The organism is Nonomuraea sp. ZG12 (genome assembly GCF_052068115.1).
GTDB lineage: Bacteria > Actinomycetota > Actinomycetes > Streptosporangiales > Streptosporangiaceae > Nonomuraea.
Window position 1 is genome coordinate 109,740 of record NZ_JBQHCW010000016.1, and the last position, 24,159, is coordinate 133,898.

Consider the following 24,159-nt stretch of genomic DNA (forward strand, 5'->3'; position numbering starts at 1 on the left):
CCAGCACGTTACCGTCCATCACCGATCGATCACTGGTTCAGCACCGCCTCCATTACCACCTTTGCAATCGGCGCCGCCGTCCCGCCGCCGGTGGCCTCGGCGCCCACCTTCGCGGCGCCGGACTCGACGAGCACCGCCACCGCGATCTTCGGATCGTTCGCCGGGGCGAAGGAGATGAACCAGGCGTGCGGCGGCTGGCCGTCAGCGGTCTCCGCGGTTCCGGTCTTGCCCGCCACTTGGACGCCGGAGATCTGCGCCCGGTTCGCGGTGCCGTTGGCGACGACGCTGACCATCATGTCGCGCAGCTTGCCCGCGGTCTCCGAGCTGACCGCCTCGCTGAACTCCTCGGGCTCGGCCTCCTCAAGAGTGTCGCCCTTGGCGTCAGTGATCTTGTTGACCAGGTACGGCTTCATCACCGTGCCGTCGTTGCCGATGCCAGCGGCGATCATGGCCATCTGCAGCGGCGTCATCTGGACGCTGCGCTGGCCGATGGAGGCCTGGGCGACCGCGGCCTGGTCCTCCTTCTTGCCGAAGCTGCTCTGCGCCACCGACATCGGGACGGCCAGCGGCTCGCCCGCGCCGAACTTCACCAGCTGCTCGTTCATCTTCTCGTAGCCGAGGTCCATGCCGATGCTGCCGAACGGCGTGTTGCAGGACCTCTCCAGCGCGTAGACGAGCGTGACCTGCCCGGCGCCACAGGCCGCGCCGCCGTAGTTGGGCAGCCCGGCGGTGGTGTTGGGCAGCTGCAGCACCTGCGGCGCGTCCACGACGGTCTGGGCGTCCCGGCTGGAGTCGTCCTCCAGGAAGGCGGCGGCGGTCACCACCTTGAAGGTCGAGCCTGGCGGGTAGGTGCGGTCGATGTTGCGATTGAGCAGCGGCTGCGACTTCTGCTTGGCCAGTTCGTCGTAACGGCCGAACACCTGGCCCTTGTCGGTCCCCGACAGCTCGGCCGGGTCGTAGGTGGGCAGCGAGACCATCGCCAGGATGGCGCCGGTCTTGGGGTCGATCGCCGCCACGGCGCCGCGCTTGCCGCTCTGCCGCAGCGCGTCGTAGGCGGCCTTCTGCGCCTTCGGGACGATCGTGAGGTCGACGTTGGCGCCCCGGGTCGGCTCGCCGGTGAACAGGTCGATGCCACGCTGCAGCAGCAGGTCGGGGCTGGAGCCGTCGAGCATCTTGTTCTCGCTGGCCTCGATCGCGGAGGCGCTCTCGGGGGAGAAGAAGCCGGTGAGGTGGGCGTACAGCTCGCCTTCGGGATACTCCCGGAGGAACTTGAAGTCGCCCTTGGCCTCCTTGGACTGGGCCAGGATCACCTTGCCGCCGGCCGTGATGCGGCCGCGCTGGACGGCGTAGCGATCGTAGTAGTTGCGGGTGTTACGAGCGTCGTCGCGGTATTTCCCTGCGTTGACGGCCTGGAGAACGTTCACGTTGATCATCAGTAACGCGAACATGGCCAGGCAGGCCACGGCCGCACGCTTGATGGGCCCGTTCATCGCTGGAACACCTGCGTCATTCCTTCGTTCTGGATCGCCTGGGGTGGCGGCTTGCGCGCCGCATCTGACATGCGTACCAGCAGCGCGATAAGGATCCAGTTAGACAGCAACGCCGAGCCGCCCTGTGACATGAACGGGGTGACCAGTCCGGTCAGCGGGATCAGGTTGGTCACGCCGCCGACGATGATGAACACCTGCCAGGCCAGCAGGAACGACAGCCCGCCCGCCAGCAGCTTGGAGAACGGGTCGCGGGCCGCGATCGAGGTGCGCAGGCCGCGCTCGACCAGCAGGGCGTACATCATGAGCAGCGCCATCAGGCCCGTCAGGCCCAGCTCCTCGCCGGTGGCGGGGAAGATGAAGTCGGAGAAGGCCAGCGGGATGAGCTCGGGGTGGCCCTGGCCGAGACCGGTGCCGAGGATGCCGCCCGACCCCATGGCGAACAGGCCCTGCATGAGCTGCGCACTGCCGCCGACCTGGTCGAACAGCACGGGATCGCCGGGGTTGAGGTAGACGTTGAAGCGCTCCTGCACGTGGTTGAAGAGCATGCCGGCCACGATGGCGCCGCCCACGAAGAGCAGGATGCCGATGATCACCCAGGAGCTGCGCTGGGTGGCGATGTAGAGCATCGCGACGAACGTGCCGAACAGCAGCAGCGAGGAGCCCAGGTCCTTCTGCATCACCAGGACACCCAGGCTGACGCCCCAGGTGATGAGCACCGGGCCGAGGTCGCGGGCGCGCGGCAGGTCGATGAAGAGCAGCCTGCGCCCGGCCAGGGCCAGCACGTCCCGCTTGGCGACCAGGTAGCCGGCGAAGAAGACGACCAGCGCGAGCTTGGCGAACTCGGCGGGCTGGATCTGGCCGACGCCGGGGATGCCGACCCAGATGCGGGCGCCGTTGATCTCCTGACCGAGGAAGGGGGTCAGTGGCGAGATCAGCAGGATCAGGCCCACCGCGCCGGCGGTGTAGGTGAGCCGCTGCAGCGCGCGGTGGTCGCGCAGGAAGATCAGGGTGAGGCTGAACATCACGATGCCGACGAACGTCCACATCAGCTGGGTGCTCGGTGAGGCGAGCGTGGCGGACGGCAGCGTCGAGTCCGTCTCGGAGAGCCGGAAGATCATCACCAGGCCGAGCCCGTTGATGAGCGTCACCAGCGGCAGGATCAGCGGGTCCGCCCACGGGGCGAACTTGGCGAGCACCAGATAGGCCGCCAGCATCAGGCCGCCCAGGCCCAGGCCGTAGGTCAGCATGCCCGACGGGATCGCCCCGTCCATCGCCAGCCCCACGTTGGCGTAGGCGCCCATGACGATCACGACGGCGAACGCGAGCATGGCGAGTTGGGCCACGCGCCGCTTGGCGGGCATGGTCACGGGTGCTTCGGCCACTTCGGTCATTTACTGGGGTTTCGTTTTCGTTTTCGTCGGGGTCGCGGATGGTGTCGAGCTGACAGCGGGTGCGGCCTTCTGCTCCGTCGCGTCTTTCGCGAAACTCAACCCGTTGATCTTGGTGAGGCCCTCGGCCACATTGGTGACCTCGATGCCGCCCTTGATCAGGGCCTGGTCGGGCGGCGAGAGCTCGGACACGGACTTGCCGGTGCGCTCGACCACGGAGAAGAGCCGGATGGGGCCCACCTCCTGCTGTATGCCCTGGAACACGACCACCTCGTCGGCCGACGCGCCCACGAAGAACTGGTCCTGGGTCCACTGCCAGCCGAAGTAGCCGCCGACGCCCGCGGCGACGACGGCCACGGAGAGCACCGAGACCAGCACGGGCCAGACCCGGCGACGCTTGCCCGGCCGCCGGGAACTCCTCGGGGCCGGCGCGTCGAAGTCGTCGTCGCTGATCACCGGCTGCGGGGCGGTGGCCGACTCGGCTCGCCCCGGAGAGGTCTCGTGGGGACCGGGCGGCAGGCGCGTCATGCCCGCCGCGCCGACCACGGCCGCCTCGGCGGGCAGCTGCTGCCCGTCGGTGATCTCCAGCACGTCGGCGAGCACGCAGGTGATGTTGTCCGGCCCGCCCCCGCGGTTCGCCAGGTCGATGAGCTGGCGGACGACCTCTTCCGGATCCTCGAAATTGGTGAGGGTGGCGTGCATCGTCTCCGCGCTCACCACTCCCGACAGACCGTCGGAGCAGAGCAGATAGCGGTCGCCCACCTGCGCCTCGCGCAGCGTGAGGTCGGGATCGACCTCGCCGCTGCCGTCGAGCGCGCGCAGCAGGATCGAGCGCTGCGGATGCGTCGCGGCCTCTTCGGGGGTGATGCGCCCGTCGTCGACGAGCTGCTGCACCAGCGTGTGGTCGTGGGTGATCTGGTAGAGCTCCCCGCGTCTGAGCAGGTAGGCGCGCGAGTCGCCGACGTGCACGAGCGCGACCTGGGTGCCGTGCCAGAGCATCGCGGTGAGCGTGGTGCCCATGCCCTTGAGGCTGGGATCCCGACCCACCATCTCGTGCAGCTTGCGATTGGCGTCGCGTACGGCCGCCTCGATGGCGTTGAGCAGGTCACCACCCTGCTGGGCCTCTTCGAGAGAGGCCATTGCGGCGATGGCGACGGAGCTCGCCACCTCGCCGTGAGCGTGCCCGCCCATACCGTCCGCGACGGCGAGCAGGCGGCCGCTAGCGTACGCCGAGTCCTCGTTTCCTTCGCGGAGGAGGCCGACGTCCGAGCGGGCCGCGTAGCGGAGTGCGATGGTCATTTGCGCAATTCAATGACTGTCTTGCCGACACGGACGGGAACGCCGAGCGGAACCGGGGTCGGACGGGTGACTTTCGAGCGGTCGAGATATGTGCCGTTGGTTGAACCGAGATCTTCCACGATCCACTGACCGTCCTGAGGGAAGAGCCGGGCATGCCGGCTGGATGCGTAGTCGTCGCTGACTACCAGCGTGGCGTCGTTCGCCCGGCCAATGGTGATGGGCGTCTCCGTGAGGTTAATGGTGGTGCCTTGCAAGGGGCCACCTGTCACAACAAGCTGGCGTGGCTCGCCCTTCTTGCTCTTGGGCTTTGCCACGGCTTTGGCAGGTTTGACCCCCTTGCGTGGACCAGCGGGAGCCGTACGTGACCCGAACAAGTCAGTCCGGATCACGCCGACTGCGGCAATGACGAAAAACCACAGCACCGCCAGGAAGGCGAGCCGGATCAGCAGCAGCGTGAGCTCGGACATGGACCGTCTGTCTACCCCTAATCGCGCCGGAACACCAGAGTCGTGCGCCCCAGCGTCACTCGCGTGCCGTTCTGGAGCTCGATTCTGCGTACCGGCTGGCCATTGACGAACGTGCCGTTCGTCGATCCGAGATCGACGAGAGCGACCTGTTGACCCTCGACGCGTAGCTCCGCGTGATGACGCGACACGCCGGGGTCGACGAGACGAAGATCGCAGTCGGTGCCGCGTCCTAGCAAGGTCACCGGAGTGGTGAGCTCGTAGGAGCGGTCGCCCTGCGGGTCGTCCTGAGTGGAGACGAGCAGCCGGGGCCGCCCGCCGAAAGCGTTGGGCCTAGACGGTGGCAGATCGCTCGCCGGCTGGCGAATCTCGTCCTGCTCGACCGTCGCGCCGCGGATGACGCCGGACCTGATGCGGAACAGTCCCACAGCCAGGTCGGCGGCGGTCTCGAAACGGACCCGGACCGGTCCCACGAAGGAGTAGCCCTGTTCTTTGGCGTACTCCCTGGCGAGGTTGGCCAGCTCGTGGCTGATGCTGTCGGCGTAAACCTCAAGCCGTTCGCTGTCGGTCGTGGACAGCTCGACCACGAAGTCGTTGGGCACGAGAGTGCGACCCTGGGCGACGATCGCCGCCCGCTCGTCCATCTCCCGCTGCACCGCGCTGGCGACCTCGACCGGCTGAAGGTCAGATTTGAACGCCCGCGCAAAGGCCCCCTCAACCAAGCCTTCGAGCCGTCGCTCGAAGCGCTGAAGGACTCCCACCGGGTACCTCCCTTCTCCGTGCATATGATCGCGGCCCCCAAACGCCGGTGGCGTCCGGTCTCCGCTCGTCCCACGTCGCGGCGGTCCAGGCGCTCGTGGCCCTCGCGCCCAGCTCCTCCGCTCCCGTGTCTTATGCGATCGTATCCGGGTTCAGTACCACTGGCTGTTACGTGCTACTGTTTCTCAGCACCCACAAGGGCGGGTGGCGGAACGGCAGACGCGCACGGTTCAGGTCCGTGTGTCCGAAAGGACGTGAGGGTTCAAATCCCTCCTCGCCCACCTCGGATCTTCCGATCAAATCGGCAGACCCACACTGACGAAAGCAGCCTCGGTTCGCAAGAGCCGGGGCTTCTTCTTTTCCAAGAACCTTTCCGTGTGGCGCGGCCCAGGGGCGAAAAGGTACGCCCGGCCGGTTGCAACCCGCTTACGAGTCACTTTCCGGCCGGGCGATGTGTTTTAGCCCACAGCGAACGCAGGGTCAGACGGCGAGCGTCCGGGTGTCGAGCAACTGGCCGAGCAGATCCGTCAGGCTCACCATGCCGATGACCACGCCGTTGGCCCCGGTGACCAGCGCCAGATGCGAGCGGGCCTCCTGCAGCGCGGTCACGGCCTCCGGCACCTGCGTGACACAGGCCAGCCGGGGCACCGGACGGGCCAGCTCGCCCGCCGTACGGTTGGGCTCCAGCAGGGTGTCACGGGCGTGCAGGACGCCCTCGACGCCCTCCACGGCGGCGGCCCCGTCTGCCGGGTCCACGCCGCGCACGAGCAGCCTGAGGTGGCCGCTGCGCGCGGCCTCCCGCCGGATCTCGGTCGAGCCGGCGGACGACGGCACGGCCGTCACCTTGTCGATCGGGACCATCAGCCGTTCGATGCCCTCGGCCTCGAAGCGCAGCGCCCTGGTCAGCAGGTCGTGCTCCTCCCGGTCGAGCAGGCCCATCCGGCCGGACTCGCCCACCAGCATGGCGAGCTGGCGGGGCGTCCTGGTGGTGGCCAGCTCGTCGCGCGGCTGCACGCCGAACAGGCTCAGCAGCAGGTTGGTGACCCCGTTCAGCGAGGACAGCAGCGGGCGCATCACCCAGGTGAAGCCGCGGAAGGGCAGCGTCAGGATCAGCGCCGCCCGCTCGGGGTTGGTCAGCGCCCACGACTTGGGCGCCATCTCGCCCACGACCATGTGCAGGAACGTCACCAGCGTCAGCGCGATCGTCAGCGCGATCGGCAGCCGCAGCGACTCCGAGACGCCGATGGCGGCGAAGACCGGCTCCAGGTAGTGCTCGATCGCCGGCTCAGTGACCTGGCCGAGCCCCAGCGTGCAGAGCGTAATGCCGAGCTGGGCCCCCGCGAGCATCAGCGACAGCTGGCGGCTGCCGCCCACGGCGGACCTGGCGGCGATTCTGACGAGCCGGTTGCCGCCACCGGCCATCTCCTCCAGCCGGTGGCGCCTGGAGGACACGAAGGCGAACTCCGCGGCCACGAACAGCGCGTTGAGGGCCAGCAGGACGACGCCGATCAGGATCATCGTCATCGCGCCGTCTCCACATGCTTGGCCGACGCCAGCCGCACCCATTCGGGCACGCGGCGGTTGAGCGACATCACGGTCAGCTCCGCGTGGTGCTCGTCCTCGTCCTCGGTGAACGGGTCGTCCTCGGAGACGGTCTCGACCGTCACCGTGTCGCCCGGCTCCGGCATCCGGCCCAGCTTGGCCAGGATCAGCCCGCCGAGGGTGTCGTAGTCGTCGCTCTCGGGCAGTGCGACGCCGGTGGCCCGCTCGACCTCGTCGAGCCGCAACCGGCCGGGCACCTCCCAGGCGCCGTCCGGCCGCCGCACGGCGCCGACGGGGTCCGGGTCGTTCTCGTCGACGAGCTCGCCGACCAGCTCCTCGGCCAGGTCCTCGACGGTGATCACGCCGGCGAGACCGCCGTACTCGTCGATGACGCAGACGATGTCGTCCTTCGCCACGCGCATCCTGTCGAGCACGACCGGCAGCGGCAGCGAGTCGGGCACCAGCAGCGGCGGGCGGGTGATGTCGGCGATCCGGCCCACGTCCAGGCCGACGTCGTCCAGGCCGCCCTTGTTCAGGCCGAAGGTGAGCAGCTCACGCACCCCGGTCACCCCGACCACGTCGCCGTCGCCGCCGAGCACCGGATAGCGGGAGTGACCGCACTGGCGCATCGCCTCGACCAAGGCGGACAGGGGCTGGGAATCGCGGAGTGCGACCACTCTGGGGCGCGGTACCATGATCTCCTCGGCCGAGTGGTCGCCGAATTCCAGAGCCCGCTCCAGCAGTGCTGACAGCCGAGGGGGGAGTTCGCCCGCCTCGGTCGACTCTTCGATGATCCTGGAAAGCTCCTCGGGGGTGGCGCCGTGCTCCACCTCCTCGACGGGCTCGATCCCGAGCTTCCTCAGCAGGCCGGTGGCCGCCGAGTCGAACAGCCGGATCAGCGGGCCCACGACGGCCAGGTAGGCGAGCGTCGAGCCGGCCAGAAACTTGGCCACGGGCTCCGGCCTGGCGATGCCGAGGTTCTTGGGGGCCAGCTCGCCGAGCACCATCTGCACGACGGTGGCCACGAGCACGCCGATGGCGACGGACAGTCCGGCGATCATGGTCTCGGACAGGCCGGCGTCCGTCAGCCAGGGACGTACGATCACCGCGATGGCGGGTTCGGCCAGAAAGCCGACCAGCAGCGCGGTGACGGTGATGCCGAGCTGAGCGCCCGACAGCATGAAGGAGAGACGCGAGGTCACCCGCAGCGCCTTTTCGGCGGCCGCGTCACCGGCGGCGGCCTGCTCGCGCAGCACACCTCGGTCCGCGGCGACGAAGGCGAACTCCTGGGCGACGAAGTAGCCCGTCGCGGCGGTGAGCAGGAAAAGGGCCAACAGCCCCAAATAGGCGCTCACCGTGGCGAGCTCTCAGGGGAACCCGTGCTCGTGCACGGGCAACTACTCCATGAGTCCGGAGCGGACACGATCATCCCTTCGATAGAGGTCGTCCACAAACCTAACGATGCAGCTTGCCTCTCTGTTTCCGGGAGTGACTTAAGGCGCGTTCTGCGTACTTTTCCGTGGGAAAAGCTTGGCGAGAAGACTGCACTGATGGGGGGTTGGACGTAGCGTCTATGCCAAGCGAAGGGAAGTAGAAACCAAGTGTCTGAGGACGATCGGACGCGGGCCATGCGCTCGCCAGGCGACGGCCGGCCGCTGCCACGCGGGAACGACGACGGGTCCCGCTCGGCGGGGGCGCCGGCGCAGCGGTTCCCGCAGCGGCCGGGCGCGCGCCCGACTCCGGCCGGCCCGCCGGTCGCCGACGACGCGACCGTCGTCAACTCGCCGATGGCCGACCAGCGGCCCAAGGGGAGGGTGTACGGCAAGCAGCGGTCGGGCGGCGGCGGCCCGGTCAAGCCGCTGCGCGGGGGTGCTGAGGCGTCCCCCTCGGGGCCGAGGCCGCCCCGCAGGCGCATCCGCGGCCGCACCGTGCTGACGATCATCGCGGCGTTCCTGGCGGTGCTGCTCCTGACGACCGTGGGCCTGTTCATCTGGATCGACGGAAAGCTGGCCGGCATCGACAAGGTGCTCGACGACTACGAGGGCCGCCCCGCCGACACCCCCGGCACCAACTGGCTGCTGGTCGGCTCCGACAGCCGCAAGGGCCTGTCCGCCGCCCAGCGCAGGAAGCTCGCCACGGGCAGGAGCGCGGGCCAGCGGACCGACTCGATGATGCTGCTGCACCTGCCGGAGGGCAGCGACAGGCCGACGCTGGTCAGCCTGCCCCGCGACTCGGCGGTCACCATCCCCGGCCGGGGCCGCAACAAGCTCAACGCCGCCTACGCGATCGGCGGCCCCCCGCTGCTGGTCCAGACCGTCGAGACGGTCACCGGCGTGTACATCGACAACTACATGGAGATCGGCTTCGCCGGCTTCGTGGACATCGTCGACGCGGTCGGCGGGGTCGAGATCGACGTCCGCGCGGCCGTGAACGACCCCAAGGCCGGTCTCAAGCTCAAGAAGGGCAAGCAGGTCCTCACCGGCGGCCAGGCGCTCGGCTACGTCCGCACCCGTAAGGGCGGCGCGCTGCCCGACTTCGAGCGGACCAAGCGGCAGCGCCAGTTCCTCAGCGCGGTCGTGAAGAAGGCGGCCAGTCCGGGCGTGCTGATCAACCCCTTCACCTCGCTCCCGCTGGCCTCGGCCGCCACCGAGGCGGTCGCCGTCGACAACGGCACGGGCGTGTTCGACATGCTCTCGCTGGGCCTGGCCATGGGCGACAGCCCGGTGACCACGGTGGTGCCGTTCGGCGGCAGTGAGCTCGCGGGCGGCGGCACGGCCGTCAAGTGGGACAGGACGAAGGCGCTGGCCCTGTTCAACGCGCTCAAGGAGGACAAGCCGGTGCCCAAGGAGATCCTCGACCCCAACTGACCGTCCCCGGCTCCGGTGCGATGCGCGCCGGAGCCGGCGCGTTCATTACCGTGCTGGCATGACTGTCTCTGAGAAGTTGCACGCGATCGGCCGGCCGCTGCTGGACGCCCAGCTGGCGCATCCCACGGTGGTCGGCATCGGGCGGGGTGATCTGGCCGAGCCGGTCTTCAGGTCGTGGCTGGAGCAGGACTACCTGTTCCTGCTCGACTACGTCCGGGTGTTCTCCCGGCTGGCCTGGCAGGCGCCGTCGGAGCACCTGGGGGATCTGGTGGACCTGGCGCACGCCACCTTCCACGACGAGCTGGATCTGCACAGGTCGCTGTCGGCCGGTTTCGGGGCGGATCTCGACGGGGCCGTCAAGGGGCCGGCGTGTGCGGCGTACACGGCGTTCCTGCTGGAGTCGGCGGCTTCGTACGCGGACGGGCTCGCCGCGCTTTATCCGTGTATGTGGGGATATTCGACGCTTGGCCAGATATTGGCGGAAGATCCGCCGGTTGAGCCGCGGTACCGGGCCTGGGTGGACACCTACGCCGATCCCGGGTTCGCGGCGCTGGCCGGGCGGATCGGGCAGATGATCGACGAGGCGGACCCGGACCCCGCGCGGGCGGAGGCGCTCTTCACCGAGGGCATGCGTCACGAGCTGGCCTTCTGGAGCGTGCCGTAGTCGTCCACAGGCTGTGGACGAAGCGGTGGGATCAGTAGTCTGGTGGCATGCCGGAACTTCCCGAAGTGGAATCTCTCACCGGTTTCCTGCGCGAGCGGGCGGTGGGGCGCACCATCCTGGGCGTCGACGTGGTGGCCTTCCAGGCCCTCAAGACCTTCGACCCGCCGGTCACCGCCCTGGGCGGGCTGACCGTCACGGGGGTGTCGAGGCACGGCAAGTTCCTCGACCTCGACTGCGACGGGCTCCACCTGATCTTCCACCTGGCCCGGGCGGGCTGGCTGCGCTGGCGTGAGGACCTCACAGGCGCCAAGCCGGTACGGCCGGGCAAGGGGCCCCTCGCCGTCCGGGTGCGCCTGGCGCCCGACGACGAAGGGCTGGCGCCCGGCTTCGAGCTGACCGAGGCGGGGACGCAGAAACGCCTCGCCGTCTATGTCACGAAAAATCCGGATGATGTGCCGGGTGTCGCCGCGCTCGGCCCCGATCCGCTCGACGACTCCTTCGACGTGGCCGCGCTCAAGCGCATCGTGGGCGGAAACCGTACCCAGATCAAGGGTTTGCTGCGCGACCAGAAGGTGATCGCCGGCATCGGCAACGCCTACTCCGACGAGGTGCTGCACGCGGCGAAGATGTCCCCGTTCAAGATCGCGGCGACGCTGACCGACGACCAGATCGCCGACCTGCACGAGGCCATCATCACCACGCTGCGCGAGGCGGTGGAGCGGGCGCACGGCCTGGCGGCCAAGGACCTCAAGGCGGAGAAGAAGTCCGGCCTGCGGGTCCACAACCGGGCCGGGCAGCCCTGCGACGTGTGCGGTGACACGATCCGCGAGGTCTCCTTCGCCGACTCCGCGCTGCAGTACTGCCCCACCTGCCAGACAGGCGGCAAGCCGCTGGCCGACCGCCGCCTGTCCAAGCTGCTGAAGTAGCCCCCTACACGCGGGCGGGCACCGGGGCGGGGGTCCGCGCGCGCAGACCGAAGGCGACGATGACCGCCGCGAGCAGCGTGGCCGTCACGGGCACCACCAGGGCCGCGCGCAGGGCGTCGATCCCGGCCGAGCCCCCGGTCAGCGCGGCCACGTTGACGGCGGTGACCGCCGACAGCCCGAGCGCGGCCCCGAACTGGAAGGACGTGTTGATCAGCCCGCCGGCCAGCCCCTGCTCGTGCTCGGCGATCCCCTCGGTCGCGACGATCGTCAACGGGCCGTAGACGAAGGCGAACATCAGCCCGATCAGCAGCATCGACGGCAGCATGGCCGCGTACGTCCAGTCCATCCCGACGCCCAGGAACAGCGCGAAGGCCACCAGCCCGGACACCAGCCCGCCGAAGATCACCCGGGCGTTGCCGAACCGGTTGACCAGCAGGGGCGTGAGGGTGGGCGCGAGGATCACGTCGGCGGCGGCGGCCAGCAGCGCGAGACCGGTCTGGATCGCCGACCAGCCACGCAACTCCTGCAAATAGAGGGTGATCAGGAACTGGAAGCCGAAGAAGGCGGCGGTGAGCAGGATCGCCGCCAGGTTCGCCCGCACCAGCGGCCCGGATCGGAACACGCCGAGGCGGATCAGCGGCTCGGCCGAGCGCCGCTCGATGGCCACGAACGCCGCCACCAGCGCCAGCCCGCCGGCGAACGCGCCGACGGTCCAGGGCCAGCCCTCGGCCGGATGCTCCAGCCGTACCACGCCATAGACCAGCAGCATCATCGCGCCGGTGATGGTCACCGCGCCCGGCACGTCGAACCGGCCGCCGGCGGGCGGCGGCGCGGCGGGCTCCTTGATCAGCGGGACGGCGACGAGCAGGATCGCCAGCGCCAGGATCACCGGCGCGAAGAACACCCACCGCCAGCCGATGGCGGTCAGCAGGCCGCCGATCACCAGGCCGAGCGCGAAGCCGGCGGCGGCCGTCCCCGCGTAGATCAGCAGTGCCTTGTTGCGCTGCCTGCCCTCGGCGAAGCTGGTGGTGATCAGCGAGAGCCCCGCCGGGGTCATGAACCCCGCGGCCACCCCGGTGACGAACCTGGCGACCAGCAGCACCCACCCCTCGTTCGCGAAGCCGCCCAGCCCGGAGAAGACCAGGAACACGGTCAGCCAGAGCAGGAACATCCTGCGCCTGCCCAGCAGGTCGGCCGCCCGGCCGCCGAGCAGCATGAATCCGCCGTAGCCCAGCACATAGGCGCTGACCACGCCGCTCAGCATCGTGGTCGACAGGCCGAGGTCGGCGCGGATGGCGGGCAGCGCGACGTTCAGCATGGCGACGTCGATGCCCTCAAGGAAGATCGCCCCGCACAGCACCATCAGCACGCCCAGCGGGCGGCCTCTGAGTCGTTCGGCAGTAGGCATATCGGAAAACCCCCGGTTACGTTCTCGCATATCAGTTACCTCTTGTAACCGTCCACATCATGGGGCAGCATGAACAGACATGGAAGACGGCACTTCAAAGTCACCCGGTTACTGCGACAGCACCGTCCCCGACGACGACTACGACGTCCGCCAGTGGGACGTCAGGGAGGGCTGCGAGGTCCGGCAGATCCTGGACCGCGTCGCCGACAAGTGGTCGCTGCTCGTCATCGCCCTGCTCGACTGCCAGAGCCTGCGCTTCACCCAGCTGCGCCGCGAGATCGACGGCGTCAGCCAGCGGATGCTCAGTGTCACCCTGCGCCAGCTCGAACGCGACGGCCTGGTGACCCGCACCGTCCACCCCGTGGTGCCGCCGCGCGTCGACTACGCGCTCACGCCGCTCGGCCGCACCCTGCACGAGACGATCAAGTCGCTGGTGACCTGGACCGAGCAGCACCAGCGGGAGATCGCCGAAGCGCGTGCGGAGTACGACTCGCGACGCGAGATGATGGAGGCATGACGGTTCCCGAAGTCGAGGCGCGAGACGTCCCCGCCGAGGCATACCTCCTGGACGTGCGCGAGCAGGACGAATGGGTGGCGGGTCACGCCCCCGAAGCGGTGCACATCCCCATGACGCAGATCCAGTCCCGCCTCGACGAGGTGCCCGGCGACCGGACCGTTTACGTCGTCTGCCGGGTGGGCGGCCGGTCGCTGCAGGTCGCGGCCTGGCTCAACCAGGTCGGCCGCGAGGCGATCAACGTCGACGGCGGCATGCGCTCCTGGGAGCACGAGAAGCGTCCGATGGTGAGCGAGACGGGTCAGCAGCCCTTCGTCGCCTGAACGAACCTGTCAGGATCGTGCCGTCATCGGCCGGTACTGCGTTGAGACGCAGGTCAAGGGCCACCCGCACGGTTGCGGATGGCCCCGCGAACTCGCCGGCGTCAGCAAGCCCTGGTACGCCGACCAGCTGAAAGCCCGAGCGTCAGCGGCTCAGGCGTACTGGTTGTGTCGCCACTTGCCTTCCTTGCAAGCCAGGTGTTGGCCTTTTTTGGTGGAGATGCACACCTTGACGTAGACCAGCTTTATGGACTTGGAGCCCCTGCGGACGAAGTTTCCGAAGTTGGTGCCGTGGGAGCCGCAGCTGGTGTCCTTCTTCCAGGCGCCGTACCCCCTGGTTCGATCGGTGTGTATCCACTCAATCCGGGCCCGCACCCCATGGTTGTCAGCGGGACAGATGTCGCGCACCTTGAAGTTCCGAAAGATGACCTTCTTCCGGTTGACGAAGTCGACGGTCGTCTGGGCGTACCCGGCGCCGGCGCGGTCAGGGTTTGACACGCGGGCGGAGGACACTCCGTCTCTCGCCTGCGCCGGGCTTGCCACCAGCAGCCCGCTCAACGCTGCGATGCCCATCACGGCGCCCAGAATGCGTGTCTTCAACAGTCCTCCAGCAAGAGATGTTGCGGTTCGCCCTGGAGTGAACTCCAGCGCGCGGAGTGATCATCGCACTCGTCGGCAGCACTGTGGAATACGCCGGGAATACGCCTGGTCACCCGGAGTCGAGAGATGACTTCGGGCGAGACGGTCGGTCCGTACAGCCCCCGGTGGTGGCCGATCTAGGACGAATGGTGCATCATGGGGGCGCGAGCTGGGATGATCTCGGCTTCGTGTACCAAACCCCCGCGGGAGCTTGGGGCAACCAGGCTGAGAGGGTAGCTACTGCTGCTGCCGACCGCATGAACCTGTCCGGGTAATGCCGGCGTAGGGAGTGCGCGATGTCGCATGCCGTCCACGACGACGAAGTCCCCCTCACCCTCGAAAGCGCGGCGCCCAAGACATTGGGCGTGCTCGACCAGGGCGCGCTCTGGGCCAACCTGGCCGTCAGCCTGCTGGGCTTCTCCGGCGCGCTGTTCCTGATCGACCCGCTGGGCGGTGCCCCGCTGACGCTGGCCGCCGCGCTGACCGCGACGGTCGTGGGCAGCCTGATCGGCACCGCCATGGTGGGGCTGTCGGCCATCCCCGGCACCCAGACCGGGCAGCCCGCGATGGTGCTGCTGCGCGGGCTGTTCGGGGCCCGGCTGTCCTACATCCCGACGGCGCTCAACATCATCCAGATGATCGGCTGGGGCGCGTTCGAGCTCTGGGTCATCTCGATGGGCGCGATGGCCATCTTCGGCGACACCGTCCCGTACGCGGTGTGGGTGATCGTCGCCGGGGTGCTGACCACGGTGCTGACCATCTGGCCGCTCGGCGCGATCAGGCTGCTGCGCCGCTACATCACCATCGCCGTGATCATCGCGCTCATCTGGTTCGCCGTACGGTTCCTCGGCGACGCGCCGCCGCAGACGGGCGGCAGCTGGACGGCGTTCATGCCCGCGGTCGACTACGTGATCGCGCTGTCGGTGTCGTGGGTGCCGCTCGCCGCCGACTTCGCCAGGCACTCCAGGTCCAGCCGGGCCGCCTTCACCGGGGTCGTCGGCGGCTACACGCTGGCCCAGGTCGCCTGCCTCGGGCTCGGTGTCTACGCGGTGGCCATCGCGGGGGCCGGGGCGGTGGCGGCCGACAGCACGGCGGTGTTCGTGCCCTTCGTGGCCGCGCCGCTGGGCGCGCTGTTCTTCGCCATCCTCGTGCTGCGCGAGGCCGACCAGTCCTTCGCCAACGTCTACTCCACGACCGTCTCGCTGCAGAACCTGATGCCGCGGGTCGACAGGCGGATCCTCAGCACCGCCATCGGCGTGCTCACCGTCGCCATCGCGCTCGTGGTCGACGTGACGTCCTACGGCGCGTTCCTCGGCCTGATCGGCGCGGTCTTCGTGCCGATGTTCGCGGTGCTCGCCGTGGACTACTTCCTGCTCGGCGGCTCGACCCGCTGGAACACCGCCGAGAACGCGCCCGCCCGCTGGTCGATGCTGCTGCCCTGGGCGCTCGGCTTCGCCGCCTACTGGCTGACCACCTCGACCCCCACGATCGCCCAGTGGGACGGGATGTGGGCCGCGGTCCGCGAGGCGATCGGCTTCACCAGGGAGCCGTGGATGAACGGCGCGCTGGGCGGCGCCATCGTGGCGGCCCTGGTCACGCTGGCGGTGGGCGCGCTCAGGCGCCGCGCGACTCGCGACGCTCGACGTTGAGCAGGTGACGCTTGGCGGCCGCGCCTCCCGCGTAGTCGCCGAGCTCGCCGTCCTCCCGCACGACCCGGTGACACGGCACGACCACGCACACGGGGTTGGAGCTGAGCGCGTTGCCGACCGCGCGTAGCGCGCGCGGCCGGCCGATGAGCTCGCCGATCCGCTCCATGGTGGTGGTCGTGCCGTACGGGACCGCCATCGTCTTCTGCAGCACCGTGCGCGCGAACGACGTGGCGAGGGCCAGGTCGACCGGCGTGGCGAAGGCCCGCAGCCGGCCGGAGAAGTAGGCGTCCAACTCCCTGCGCACCGGGTCGAGCCGCCGGGCGTCGGTGCCGATCATGCTGCCGACGTGCTTGGCGACGCGCTCGTACACGATGTTCTCGTCCTCGAAGCTGCACGAGGCGATGCCCCTGGAGGTCACCGCGAGCACCAGCCGGCCGACCGCGCCGTCATAGGTGCCGAAGGCGACATCGAGCGGCCGATCGTCCCGATAGGTGTCGGACGTCACCCGCAGCAGGGCTTCGAGGTCGCCTGACATGCTTTCACCCTCTTCAGCCAGCCACGGAAATGCCGTGACCGCAGCGTATCGGACGGATCGCCCGGCATGAGCGCCACGCCACAGGCACTATGGAGATGTGGGGGACCTAAGGGCTGGGAGTGACGATGAGATAGCCCGCGCTGTGCTCGACAGCTCGCCCAACGCCGTGGTGGCCTTCGACAGGGACCAGAGTGTCCTGGTCTGGAACGCGGCGGCGGAGCGGCTCTTCGGCTGGACCGCCGAGGACATGCTGGGGCGCAGGGCGCCGATCGTGCCGGAGGAGCTGACCGCCGAGCACCACGCCGTGCTGGAACGGGTCCGTACCGGCGAGCAGGTCTCGCTGCGCACCAAGCGAGTGCGCAGCGACGGGGAACTGCTCGACGTGCGGGTGGACATCAGCGCGCTGCTCACGGGCAGCGCGGTGGCCGGCTACGTCTGCGTCTACCACCTGGTCCGGATGGACGACGCCGCCAAGAACCGGATGGCGCGCCGGGCCAGGCTGGTGCGCCGGCTCACCGACGTGGTGGGCGACATCAACGCCGAGCTGGACCTGCCCGCCGTGCTCGAACGGATCACGGCCAGCCTCACCGAGCTCACCGGCGCGGACGCGGGCGGGTTCGTGCTCATCGACGGGGAGCGGCTGCGGCTGGTCAGCACCTACCAGCTCCCGCGCACGCTGCAGGGCACCACCACCGACCTCCACTCCAGTCTGGTCGGGAAGCTGCTGCGCACCGGCAAGACCGTCATGCTGGAGTCACAGGGGCTCGACGGGCTGGTGTGGGCCGAGCTGAAGGGGCTGCACACGATCGCGCTGGGCCTGGCCGCCGTCGGCGGACGCCCGTACGGCGCCCTCTACGCGCTGTTCGCCAAGCGTAAGCCGGGGCATCTGGAGCTGGAGCTGCTGGAGCTGCTCGCCGGTCACGCGGGCATCGCGGTCGGCAACGCGGTCGCCTACCAGGACGCGGTGCGGCAGCGGGCGCACGAGCGAGCGGTGTTCGACGCCAGCGCCGACGGCATCGCGGTGCTCGACGGCGATGGCCGGGTGCTCAGGTGGAACCCGGCGGCCGCCGAGCTCACCGCCGTCTCCGCCGAGGAGGTCATCGGGCAGAAGCCGCCGTTCTCACTGCCCGCCCCTGGCGAGAAGCTCACCTTCCAGCTCGGCACCGGGCGCTGGCTCGACGTGGTCAGCGCGCAGATCGAGGAGACCGGCGAGCTGGTCGTCGACTTCCGTGACGTGACCGCCGCCAAGGAGCTGGAGGAGGCCAAGGACCTGTTCCTGGCCACGACCAGCCACGAGTTGCGCACCCCGATCACCATCGTGCGCGGCTTCGCCAGCACTCTGGACACCCGCTGGGACAAGCTGAGCGACGCCGAGCGGCGGTCGGCCGTGCACACCATCGCCGAGCGGTCCCGGTCGCTCGGGCAGCTCATGGACCACCTGCTGCTGGGGGCCAGGGCGGGCGCGGAGGAGCAGGTGGTCAGGGACGAGCCGTTCGACCTCGCCGAGCGGGTGCACGCGGCCACGTTGGGGCTGCCGGTGCTGTCGGACAAACATCGGGTCGAAGTGAGCATCGAGGCCGGACTGCCGCAGGTGAGGGGGGACGCGCTCGCCACCGACATCGTCCTCGGGCAGCTGCTGGAGAACGCCTTCAAATACTCCCCCGAGGGCGGGCTGATCCGGGTGGCGGCCTGGCCGGAGAACGGCGGGGTGACCGTGGTCGTCGACGACGAGGGCGTCGGTATCGCGGAGCCGGACCGGGAGCGCGTCTTCGAGCGGTTCGTGCAGGTGGACAGTGGTGACCGCAGGAGGTTCGGCGGCGTCGGCCTCGGCCTCTACATCGTGCGCAGCCTGGCCAGGGCGCAGGGCGGCGACGTGAGCGCCCATCCGCGGCCGGACGGAGGCACCCGGATGAAGCTCAAACTGAGGCGCGCATCTTCTATCGGATCCGACACACCGATGCGGTAACGAGGTGGTCACAGTTGAGCTGATCTATCGTCCGATGTGTACAAGCTGTGATCGAGATGCGGTTTCTGGGATCGAGTAACGGGGCATTTCGGTCGTACCGGGGAGTGTTCCCGCGGGGGGCACTGGGAGCGGGGAGGTGGGTGTGTCAAGCGTCGTGCTGCTGCCGTACGCGCCGTCCAGCGTCGCCGTTGCCCGCCAGCGTCTGAGCACTGACCTGCAGGATTGTGGGGTGTTCAGCACCGCGATCGACGATGCCGTCCTCGTGGTGAGTGAGCTGATGAGCAACGCGCTGAGGCACGCGCATCCATTGCCTTCAGGCATGGTGAAGGTCACCTGGATGCGCAGCGATGATCACATTGAGGTCGCCGTGAGCGACGGGGGCGCGGCGACCGAGCCGCGCGCGGGCCGCCCCACGCTGTCCTCGCTGGGTGGCCGTGGCCTCGGCATTGTCGAGTACGTCGCGGAAAGCTGGGGTGTGCGGCACGAAGGTGACACGACGACGGTGTGGGCGATCCTGCCCGCCCCTCATGGATCGATGAACGGGCAGGTCCACGCACTCAGAGAGGCCGGCTAGCCAGCACCGCTCGTTCGCCGGCCGTCCAGGCCGTGGAGACCAGCAGGTAGAGTCCCGCCGCCAGGGGGAGCACGGCGGCGGCGAGCACCGAACCGTACGGCAGCAGCGGCATGATCCTTCGCAGGAGCTCGGGCTGCTCCGCCGGGAGCGTCGACGTGATCTGGCGGGAGGTCAGCCAGGCCACCACCATGAGCAGCACGATGACCAAAGCGAAGACCGAAACCGGCAGGCTGACCAGACCGTAATGAGCGATCACGCTCGCCACCTGCTGACCCAGCGGAGCCCCCAGAAGGTCATGGCCGACGAGCGCGGTCGGATGCGTGGCGACCCGGAAGACCAGCCACATGAAGGGAAGCTGCGCCAGACCCGGCAGAATCCCCGCGAACGGCGAGCTGCCCTCGGCGGCGAAGAGCGCGGACGTCTCCTTGGCCAGCCGCTGCGGATCACGCTCGAACTTCTTCCGCAACGCGCGCAGCCTGGGCGCCAGACGCTCCCTGATCCGCGTGGTACGCGCCTGACGGATGCCCAGCGGCAGCAGCAGGAGCCGCACGGCCAGGGTGAACAGCACGATCCCGAGAGCGGCGTCGCCGCCGGCCATGCCGATGACAAAGGTGACAAGAGAATCCATCGAGAGCCCATCTCACTCAGAGGTCAGGGCTTGACAGCCCCGCTTAACCGGAAGCGGGGCGTGACGATGGAGCTCGTGAGCGCGGCCGTCCCGCCGCGTCGGGATCGCGCTGGCGCAGGAACGCCGTACGCCGCGCGTAGACCAGCGGAAAGCCGGCCGGCTCACCGCCGACGACGGGCAGCAGCCTGGCGGCCCAGGAGGCCAGCAGCAGGACCGCCATCATCGTCACGGCGATGAGCCACGGATCGAACAGGAAAAGCGTCACTGGGATGAAGACGACCTGCTGACCAGGGTGACCGCGATGAAGACGAAGAGAGCGACCACCCCGATGATGAGCGCGATCTTCAGCAGCCCCAGAACCATGGGAATGATGAACGTGAACAGCACGAAGAGCGCCAGCACGGCACCCAACACGAGCATGATGACTCGACTCATGGAGCCACCGTACGTCCTGACACCTAGATCCGCGAGGCTTACGAACCCATGACGTGGGTGTCGATCGAGCAGGGCCGCGCCGTACCGTGAGGTCGTGAAGACCCGCATCCTGGTCGTGGACGACGACCCCACCGTGTCCGAGGTGGTCGCCCGCTATCTGGAGCGGGACGGACACGAGGTGGAGTGCGTCGGGGACGGCGCGGAGGCACTGCGCCGGGCGCTGGCCCGGCCGCCCGACCTGATGGTGCTCGACCTGATGCTGCCCAAGATCGACGGACTGCAGGTGTGCCGGAAGCTCAGGGAGCGCTGGCCGGTCCCGGTGATCATGCTGACCGCGCTGGGCGAGGAGATCGACCGGGTGGTGGGCCTGGAGACCGGCGCCGACGACTACGTGACCAAGCCCTTCAGCCCCCGCGAGCTGGCACTCCGGGTGCAGTCGGTGCTGCGCAGGGCGCGCGGCGCCTCCGTCACCGGAGGCAGCGGGGTGCTGCGCGATGACGACCTGGTGGTCGACGTGGGCGCGCACGAGGTGCGGCTGGCCGGCGGCGAGGTGATGCTCACCGCCCGCGAGTTCGACCTGCTGGCCTACCTGATGCGCAATCCGAGGCAGGCCTTCAGCAGGGCCGCGCTGCTCGACCAGGTGTGGGGATGGTCCTTCGGCGACTCCTCGACCGTGACCGTGCACGTCAGGCGGCTGCGGGAGAAGATCGAGCCGGACCCCACCGAGCCGCGCAGGATCGTCACGGTGTGGGGAGTCGGATACCGGTACGAACCGCTTGAGGGCCCGGCATGACGGACGAACTCGGCATGATCGTGGCCGTCACCGCCGGGCTCGGACTCCTGGTGGCGGCCCTGGGCATCGGGGCGATGTGGTGGCTGCGCACCCGGTCGATCGGCGTGATGCTGGCCGTCGTGGTGGTGGTCGCGGTCGTCGCGACCCTGGCGGGCGTGGTGGCGATCACCATGAGGATGATCATCGAAGGCCCGGCGAGGGACATCGTGCTCAGCGTCGTGGCCGTGGGCGGCCTGGTCGGGCTGGGCGTCGCCTTCGTGCTGGCCCGGCGGGTGGTGGGGGAGAGCAGGCGGCTCGTCGCCGCCGTGGGCGAGCTGCCGTTCACCGCGCCCCGCAAGCTGCCGGCCGAGCTCCAGACGATCGCCAACACGCTGGAGGAGGCGTACGCACGCGAACGCGCCCTGGAAGGAGCGCGGCGCGAGCTCGTCGCCTGGGTCAGCCACGACCTGCGCACCCCGCTGGCCGGGATGCGCGCCATGGCCGAGGCCCTGGAGGACGGCGTGGTGACCGACCGCGAGACGGTCGGCCGCTATCACGGCCAGATCAGGCTGGAGGTCGAACGTCTGTCGGCCATGGTCGACGACCTGTTCGAGCTGTCCAGGATCCACGCCGGGGCCCTGCGGCTGTCGCGGGCCCGGGTCGGGCTGTCGGACCTCGTGGCCGACACCCTGGCCGGGGCCGAGCCGCTGGCCAGGGCCAAGGGCGTGCTGCTGACCGCCGAAGCGACCGCCGCGGTGCCGGTGGAGGCCGACGCGGGCGCGCTCAGCCGGGCCCTGGGCAACCTGGTGATCAACGCGATCAAGCACACGCCGTCGGACCGCTCGGTCGTGCTGCGGACACACGTGGACCAGGGCATGGCCTGCCTGTCGGTCACCGACTGCTGCGGCGGCATCCCGGACGAGGACCTGCCACGGGTGTTCGACGTGGCGTTCAGGGGTGAGGCGGCCCGGACCCCGACGGCGGACGGCGGGGCCGGGCTCGGCCTGGCGATCGCTCAGGGCATCGTGGAGGCGCACGACGGGATGATCGGCGTGGTCAACGACGGGCCCGGCTGCCGGTTCGAGATCCGGCTGCCGCTGGACGACCCATCAGGCCGACTCCGGTAGGGGAGACTCCTGGCTTGCTCCGAACGACTCCGACATCGCACGAAATGTCGGGCAGGGCCAGCGCCACATGCAGCTCCGGCACCGCAGGATCGGATGCGCGGCGTCGCTGGTGATGCCCCCCGCGTCGCGCGGCTGGTGCAGGTCCAGCAGCCGGAGCCCGAGCTCGGAGAACCTGAGCAGCTCGTCACGGGCGCCGGCGAGGAAGTCGAGGTCCTCGCCGGCCAGCTTGGCGCGGACGGGGACGTACCCCTCGTGATTCACCAGGGCGCGCAGGCGCTCGGCCTCGTCATGCCAGGGAGCGGCTTTCTCCGTGCGGATGAAAATGGCCTCCAGCTGCTCGCGGAGCCTCTGACGCTGAGGATCTTCGGCTTGGTCTGTGTTCATCGGTGATCGGGCCCACGAATCTCGCCCAGCCCCTCCTCCTGAGTGAAGTGGTGACCGGCGCGGAGGCGCCGGCGCCGGTGTCACAGTGTCAAGCTTCGCGTACTCTCCGTCTCCGTGATGCCGAAACAGGGACTCTCATCGCCGGATCGCTACCAGGGGCTCCCGATGGCAAAATGTGTCGCCAGGTCACGCCAAGAACCGGTCGTTTCGCCTCGTCGCTTCATACCCGTCGTTCTCCTATCGGCGTGACAACGTGACCCGAGGCCGTCTCGCCGCTAGCCTGCCCATGTGGAGCTCAAGGTCTCGACTCGATCACATGCCGGCCATGCACTCGTTGCGATCACCGGCGAAATCGACCTCTATACGGCACCCCACCTGCAGTCGGAGTTCACCCGCCTGCTGCAGGAAGGGCCCAGCCGCGTGGTCATCGACATGTCCGCCGTGGATTTCTGTGACTCCACGGGGATGAACGTGCTGCTCTCAGCACTCAAACGGATGAAGGAGCAGGGAGGCGCGCTCGACGTGGCCGCCCCCCGTCCCGCCGTGCGCAAGATCCTTCAGGTGACCGGCCTGGACTCGGTGTTCACCGTGCACGATGAGGTGCCGCAGGAGTTCCTCATCACCGAGGGCTCATGACGAGTCCTGACACAGCGGTCGTCATACCGGCCAAGAACGAGGCCGATCGCATCGGCCTCACGGTCAGGTCCGCGCTCGCCCTGCCCGGCGTCGACCTCGTCGTCGTGGTCGACGACGGCTCGACCGACCAGACGGGCAAGGTCGCGCGGGCCGCGGGAGCCAGGGTCGTCCGCCACAGCCGCAACCGCGGCAAGGCCGCCGCCATGGAGACCGGCGCGGAGGCGGTCCGGCTCCTGGACGCCGACACCCCGCGCCACCTGCTCTTCCTGGACGCCGACCTGGCCGGCACCGCTCAGGCCGCGGCCCCCTTAGTCGAGCCCGTCCGCGCCGGCGAGGCCGACATGACCATCGCGGTCTTCCAGACCCGGGTGAAGCTGGCCGGCCACGGCATCGTGGTGCGCCTGTCCCGCGACGGCATCCGCCGCGCCACCGGCTTCCAGGCGTCCCAGCCCCTCAACGGGCAGCGCTGCCTCACCCGAGCCGCCTTCGAGGCGGCCCGGCCGCTGGCCCACGGGTTCGGCGTGGAAACCGCCCTGACCATCGATCTGCTGCGCAAGGGGTATCGGATCACCGAGGTCGAGGTCGAGATGGCGCACCGTGCCACTGGGTCTGACTGGCGGGCCCAGTTGCACCGCGCCAAGCAACTGCGGGACGTGGCGCTGGCGCTGGCCAGCCGCGAGCCGGTGGTCGTCGAGAACCTGGCCAAACTACGTCCCAGACGCTGACGGGCTCGGGGGCGGGCGGCTTGGCCTTGCCGGGTTTTCGGCAGGGAGGCGAGACGATCGCTTTCAGGCGGGACGATCGCCTTCAGGCTGGCGCTTGCCCCCTGGTTCATCCCCCGGCGCGGCCCCCTCCCGAGCGCTCCCGGGCGCTTCGGACGACCTTTCCGTTCGGCCTGCTCGGGTGCCTGAGCGTCTGAGTGCCTGGATTGCCGCTCCACGCGCTCGCGGCGGTTGCCGTCGCCTCTACGTAGCCGTCCCACTGCGGTTCTCTTCCGACGGTTCCCACCGCCACTAAGACGTGCACACCCCCTAGTACCTGCGGCTCCCAGTTTGTGCGGCCCTCTGCCACGCGGCCCATCGCGAGCTGTGCGGGCATCCGCGAGTTGCGCGTCCCTCTGCCTGCGCGGGGCCCCGGCCTGTGCGGGCCTCTCAGTCTGTACGGTTCCGCTCG

At 69.3% G+C, this 24,159-nt stretch carries 26 protein-coding genes, 1 tRNA gene and 1 riboswitch; of the genes, 13 read left to right on the top strand and 14 right to left on the bottom strand.

Annotated features, from left to right (window positions below):
• Positions 1–29: 29 nt before the first annotated feature.
• The 5 genes from ACTMTF_RS33290 to ACTMTF_RS33310 are packed head-to-tail and all read right to left on the bottom strand — an operon-like array spanning position 30 to position 5,402.
• Positions 30–1,490 carry a peptidoglycan D,D-transpeptidase FtsI family protein gene (locus tag ACTMTF_RS33290; RefSeq protein WP_441114234.1) on the bottom strand — a complete coding sequence of 487 codons (1,461 nt, stop codon included), beginning with the start codon at positions 1,488–1,490 and terminating at the stop codon, positions 30–32.
• A complete protein-coding gene (locus tag ACTMTF_RS33295; protein WP_397015808.1) occupies positions 1,487–2,881 on the bottom strand; it encodes an FtsW/RodA/SpoVE family cell cycle protein in 1,395 nt (464 codons plus the stop codon). Before ACTMTF_RS33295 ends, ACTMTF_RS33290 begins: the two co-directional genes overlap by 4 nt.
• On the bottom strand, positions 2,882–4,177 hold the full coding sequence (locus ACTMTF_RS33300) for a Stp1/IreP family PP2C-type Ser/Thr phosphatase (RefSeq protein ID WP_441114235.1): 1,296 nt from the start codon (positions 4,175–4,177) through the stop codon (positions 2,882–2,884).
• Positions 4,174–4,644: an FHA domain-containing protein FhaB/FipA gene (locus tag ACTMTF_RS33305; protein ID WP_397015812.1), complete on the bottom strand. Its 471-nt coding sequence runs from the start codon at positions 4,642–4,644 to the stop codon at positions 4,174–4,176. The genes ACTMTF_RS33300 and ACTMTF_RS33305 overlap by 4 nt, the downstream gene beginning before the upstream one ends.
• A 17-nt stretch (positions 4,645–4,661) precedes the next feature.
• Positions 4,662–5,402, bottom strand: a complete 741-nt coding sequence (locus tag ACTMTF_RS33310; protein WP_397015814.1) for an FhaA domain-containing protein — start codon at positions 5,400–5,402, stop codon at positions 4,662–4,664.
• Between the two features lie 196 nt (positions 5,403–5,598).
• Here ACTMTF_RS33310 and ACTMTF_RS33315 point away from each other — a divergent pair.
• A tRNA-Leu gene (locus tag ACTMTF_RS33315) sits at positions 5,599–5,681 on the top strand.
• 199 nt (positions 5,682–5,880) lie between these two features.
• Here the strand turns inward: ACTMTF_RS33315 and ACTMTF_RS33320 are convergent.
• Positions 5,881–6,924, bottom strand: a complete 1,044-nt coding sequence (locus tag ACTMTF_RS33320; protein ID WP_441114236.1) for a hemolysin family protein — start codon at positions 6,922–6,924, stop codon at positions 5,881–5,883.
• Positions 6,921–8,297, bottom strand: a complete 1,377-nt coding sequence (locus ACTMTF_RS33325) for a hemolysin family protein (RefSeq protein WP_441114237.1) — start codon at positions 8,295–8,297, stop codon at positions 6,921–6,923. Before ACTMTF_RS33325 ends, ACTMTF_RS33320 begins: the two co-directional genes overlap by 4 nt.
• A 246-nt stretch (positions 8,298–8,543) precedes the next feature.
• On the opposite strand from ACTMTF_RS33325, the gene ACTMTF_RS33330 reads away from it, so the two are divergent.
• Genes ACTMTF_RS33330 through ACTMTF_RS33340 form a run of 3 tightly spaced genes read left to right on the top strand, consistent with a single transcriptional unit; the run spans position 8,544 to position 11,399 of the window.
• Positions 8,544–9,809 carry an LCP family protein gene (locus ACTMTF_RS33330; RefSeq protein WP_441114238.1) on the top strand — a complete coding sequence of 422 codons (1,266 nt, stop codon included), beginning with the start codon at positions 8,544–8,546 and terminating at the stop codon, positions 9,807–9,809.
• A 58-nt stretch (positions 9,810–9,867) separates the two neighbouring features.
• Complete coding sequence (locus tag ACTMTF_RS33335) at positions 9,868–10,473, top strand: TenA family protein (RefSeq protein WP_441114239.1); 606 nt, start codon at positions 9,868–9,870, stop codon at positions 10,471–10,473.
• Between the two features lie 47 nt (positions 10,474–10,520).
• Complete coding sequence (locus ACTMTF_RS33340) at positions 10,521–11,399, top strand: Fpg/Nei family DNA glycosylase (RefSeq protein WP_441114240.1); 879 nt, start codon at positions 10,521–10,523, stop codon at positions 11,397–11,399.
• Positions 11,400–11,403: 4 nt separating this feature from the next.
• On the opposite strand, the gene ACTMTF_RS33345 is transcribed toward ACTMTF_RS33340, so the two are convergent.
• Complete coding sequence (locus ACTMTF_RS33345) at positions 11,404–12,807, bottom strand: MFS transporter (RefSeq protein WP_441114241.1); 1,404 nt, start codon at positions 12,805–12,807, stop codon at positions 11,404–11,406.
• Positions 12,808–12,886: 79 nt separating this feature from the next.
• Here ACTMTF_RS33345 and ACTMTF_RS33350 point away from each other — a divergent pair, with 79 nt between their 5' ends.
• Both ACTMTF_RS33350 and ACTMTF_RS33355 read left to right on the top strand, forming a co-directional pair.
• Positions 12,887–13,324, top strand: coding sequence for a winged helix-turn-helix transcriptional regulator (locus tag ACTMTF_RS33350; RefSeq protein WP_441114242.1), 438 nt, complete (start codon positions 12,887–12,889; stop codon positions 13,322–13,324).
• Positions 13,321–13,644, top strand: a complete 324-nt coding sequence (locus ACTMTF_RS33355) for a rhodanese-like domain-containing protein (protein WP_441114243.1) — start codon at positions 13,321–13,323, stop codon at positions 13,642–13,644. The genes ACTMTF_RS33350 and ACTMTF_RS33355 overlap by 4 nt, the downstream gene beginning before the upstream one ends.
• Positions 13,645–13,794: 150 nt before the next feature.
• Here the strand turns inward: ACTMTF_RS33355 and ACTMTF_RS33360 are convergent, their stop codons facing one another.
• A complete protein-coding gene (locus ACTMTF_RS33360; protein ID WP_441114244.1) occupies positions 13,795–14,241 on the bottom strand; it encodes a hypothetical protein in 447 nt (148 codons plus the stop codon).
• A 232-nt stretch (positions 14,242–14,473) separates the two neighbouring features.
• Positions 14,474–14,586, top strand: a riboswitch (TPP riboswitch).
• On the opposite strand from ACTMTF_RS33360, the gene ACTMTF_RS33365 reads away from it, so the two are divergent.
• The gene (locus ACTMTF_RS33365; RefSeq protein WP_441114245.1) at positions 14,577–15,929 is read left to right on the top strand and encodes a purine-cytosine permease family protein; all 1,353 of its coding nucleotides are present in this window, start codon (positions 14,577–14,579) and stop codon (positions 15,927–15,929) included. Its footprint overlaps the riboswitch before it by 10 nt.
• On the opposite strand, the gene ACTMTF_RS33370 is transcribed toward ACTMTF_RS33365, so the two are convergent.
• A complete protein-coding gene (locus ACTMTF_RS33370; protein WP_441114246.1) occupies positions 15,895–16,464 on the bottom strand; it encodes a methylated-DNA--[protein]-cysteine S-methyltransferase in 570 nt (189 codons plus the stop codon). The genes ACTMTF_RS33365 and ACTMTF_RS33370 overlap by 35 nt on opposite strands.
• Positions 16,465–16,606: 142 nt before the next feature.
• On the opposite strand from ACTMTF_RS33370, the gene ACTMTF_RS33375 reads away from it, so the two are divergent.
• Both ACTMTF_RS33375 and ACTMTF_RS33380 read left to right on the top strand, forming a co-directional pair.
• Positions 16,607–18,430, top strand: coding sequence for a PAS domain S-box protein (locus ACTMTF_RS33375; RefSeq protein ID WP_441114247.1), 1,824 nt, complete (start codon positions 16,607–16,609; stop codon positions 18,428–18,430).
• 142 nt (positions 18,431–18,572) lie between these two features.
• Positions 18,573–19,004, top strand: a complete 432-nt coding sequence (locus ACTMTF_RS33380) for an ATP-binding protein (protein ID WP_397015840.1) — start codon at positions 18,573–18,575, stop codon at positions 19,002–19,004.
• Here ACTMTF_RS33380 and yidC read toward each other — a convergent pair.
• Genes yidC through ACTMTF_RS33395 form a run of 3 tightly spaced genes read right to left on the bottom strand, consistent with a single transcriptional unit; the run spans position 18,988 to position 20,067 of the window.
• Positions 18,988–19,632: a membrane protein insertase YidC gene (gene yidC / locus ACTMTF_RS33385; RefSeq protein WP_441114248.1), complete on the bottom strand. Its 645-nt coding sequence runs from the start codon at positions 19,630–19,632 to the stop codon at positions 18,988–18,990. The two genes, ACTMTF_RS33380 and yidC, sit on opposite strands and share 17 nt — an antisense overlap.
• A 43-nt stretch (positions 19,633–19,675) precedes the next feature.
• Positions 19,676–19,897: a DUF6412 domain-containing protein gene (locus ACTMTF_RS33390; RefSeq protein WP_397015844.1), complete on the bottom strand. Its 222-nt coding sequence runs from the start codon at positions 19,895–19,897 to the stop codon at positions 19,676–19,678.
• Positions 19,894–20,067 (bottom strand): hypothetical protein, encoded by a 174-nt coding sequence (locus ACTMTF_RS33395; RefSeq protein WP_397015846.1) that lies wholly within the window; start codon positions 20,065–20,067, stop codon positions 19,894–19,896. Before ACTMTF_RS33395 ends, ACTMTF_RS33390 begins: the two co-directional genes overlap by 4 nt.
• Positions 20,068–20,161: 94 nt before the next feature.
• Between ACTMTF_RS33395 and ACTMTF_RS33400 the strand changes: the two genes are divergently transcribed.
• Both ACTMTF_RS33400 and ACTMTF_RS33405 read left to right on the top strand, forming a co-directional pair.
• Positions 20,162–20,860: a response regulator transcription factor gene (locus ACTMTF_RS33400; protein WP_441114249.1), complete on the top strand. Its 699-nt coding sequence runs from the start codon at positions 20,162–20,164 to the stop codon at positions 20,858–20,860.
• Positions 20,857–21,966 (top strand): sensor histidine kinase, encoded by a 1,110-nt coding sequence (locus ACTMTF_RS33405; protein ID WP_397015850.1) that lies wholly within the window; start codon positions 20,857–20,859, stop codon positions 21,964–21,966. Before ACTMTF_RS33400 ends, ACTMTF_RS33405 begins: the two co-directional genes overlap by 4 nt.
• On the opposite strand, the gene ACTMTF_RS33410 is transcribed toward ACTMTF_RS33405, so the two are convergent.
• Positions 21,949–22,350, bottom strand: coding sequence for a hypothetical protein (locus tag ACTMTF_RS33410; protein ID WP_397015852.1), 402 nt, complete (start codon positions 22,348–22,350; stop codon positions 21,949–21,951). The genes ACTMTF_RS33405 and ACTMTF_RS33410 overlap by 18 nt on opposite strands.
• A 288-nt stretch (positions 22,351–22,638) precedes the next feature.
• Here ACTMTF_RS33410 and ACTMTF_RS33415 point away from each other — a divergent pair, with 288 nt between their 5' ends.
• Both ACTMTF_RS33415 and ACTMTF_RS33420 read left to right on the top strand, forming a co-directional pair.
• Positions 22,639–22,986, top strand: a complete 348-nt coding sequence (locus ACTMTF_RS33415; RefSeq protein ID WP_189137419.1) for an STAS domain-containing protein — start codon at positions 22,639–22,641, stop codon at positions 22,984–22,986.
• The gene (locus ACTMTF_RS33420; protein ID WP_441114250.1) at positions 22,983–23,711 is read left to right on the top strand and encodes a glycosyltransferase family 2 protein; all 729 of its coding nucleotides are present in this window, start codon (positions 22,983–22,985) and stop codon (positions 23,709–23,711) included. Before ACTMTF_RS33415 ends, ACTMTF_RS33420 begins: the two co-directional genes overlap by 4 nt.
• Positions 23,712–24,159: the final 448 nt, after the last annotated feature.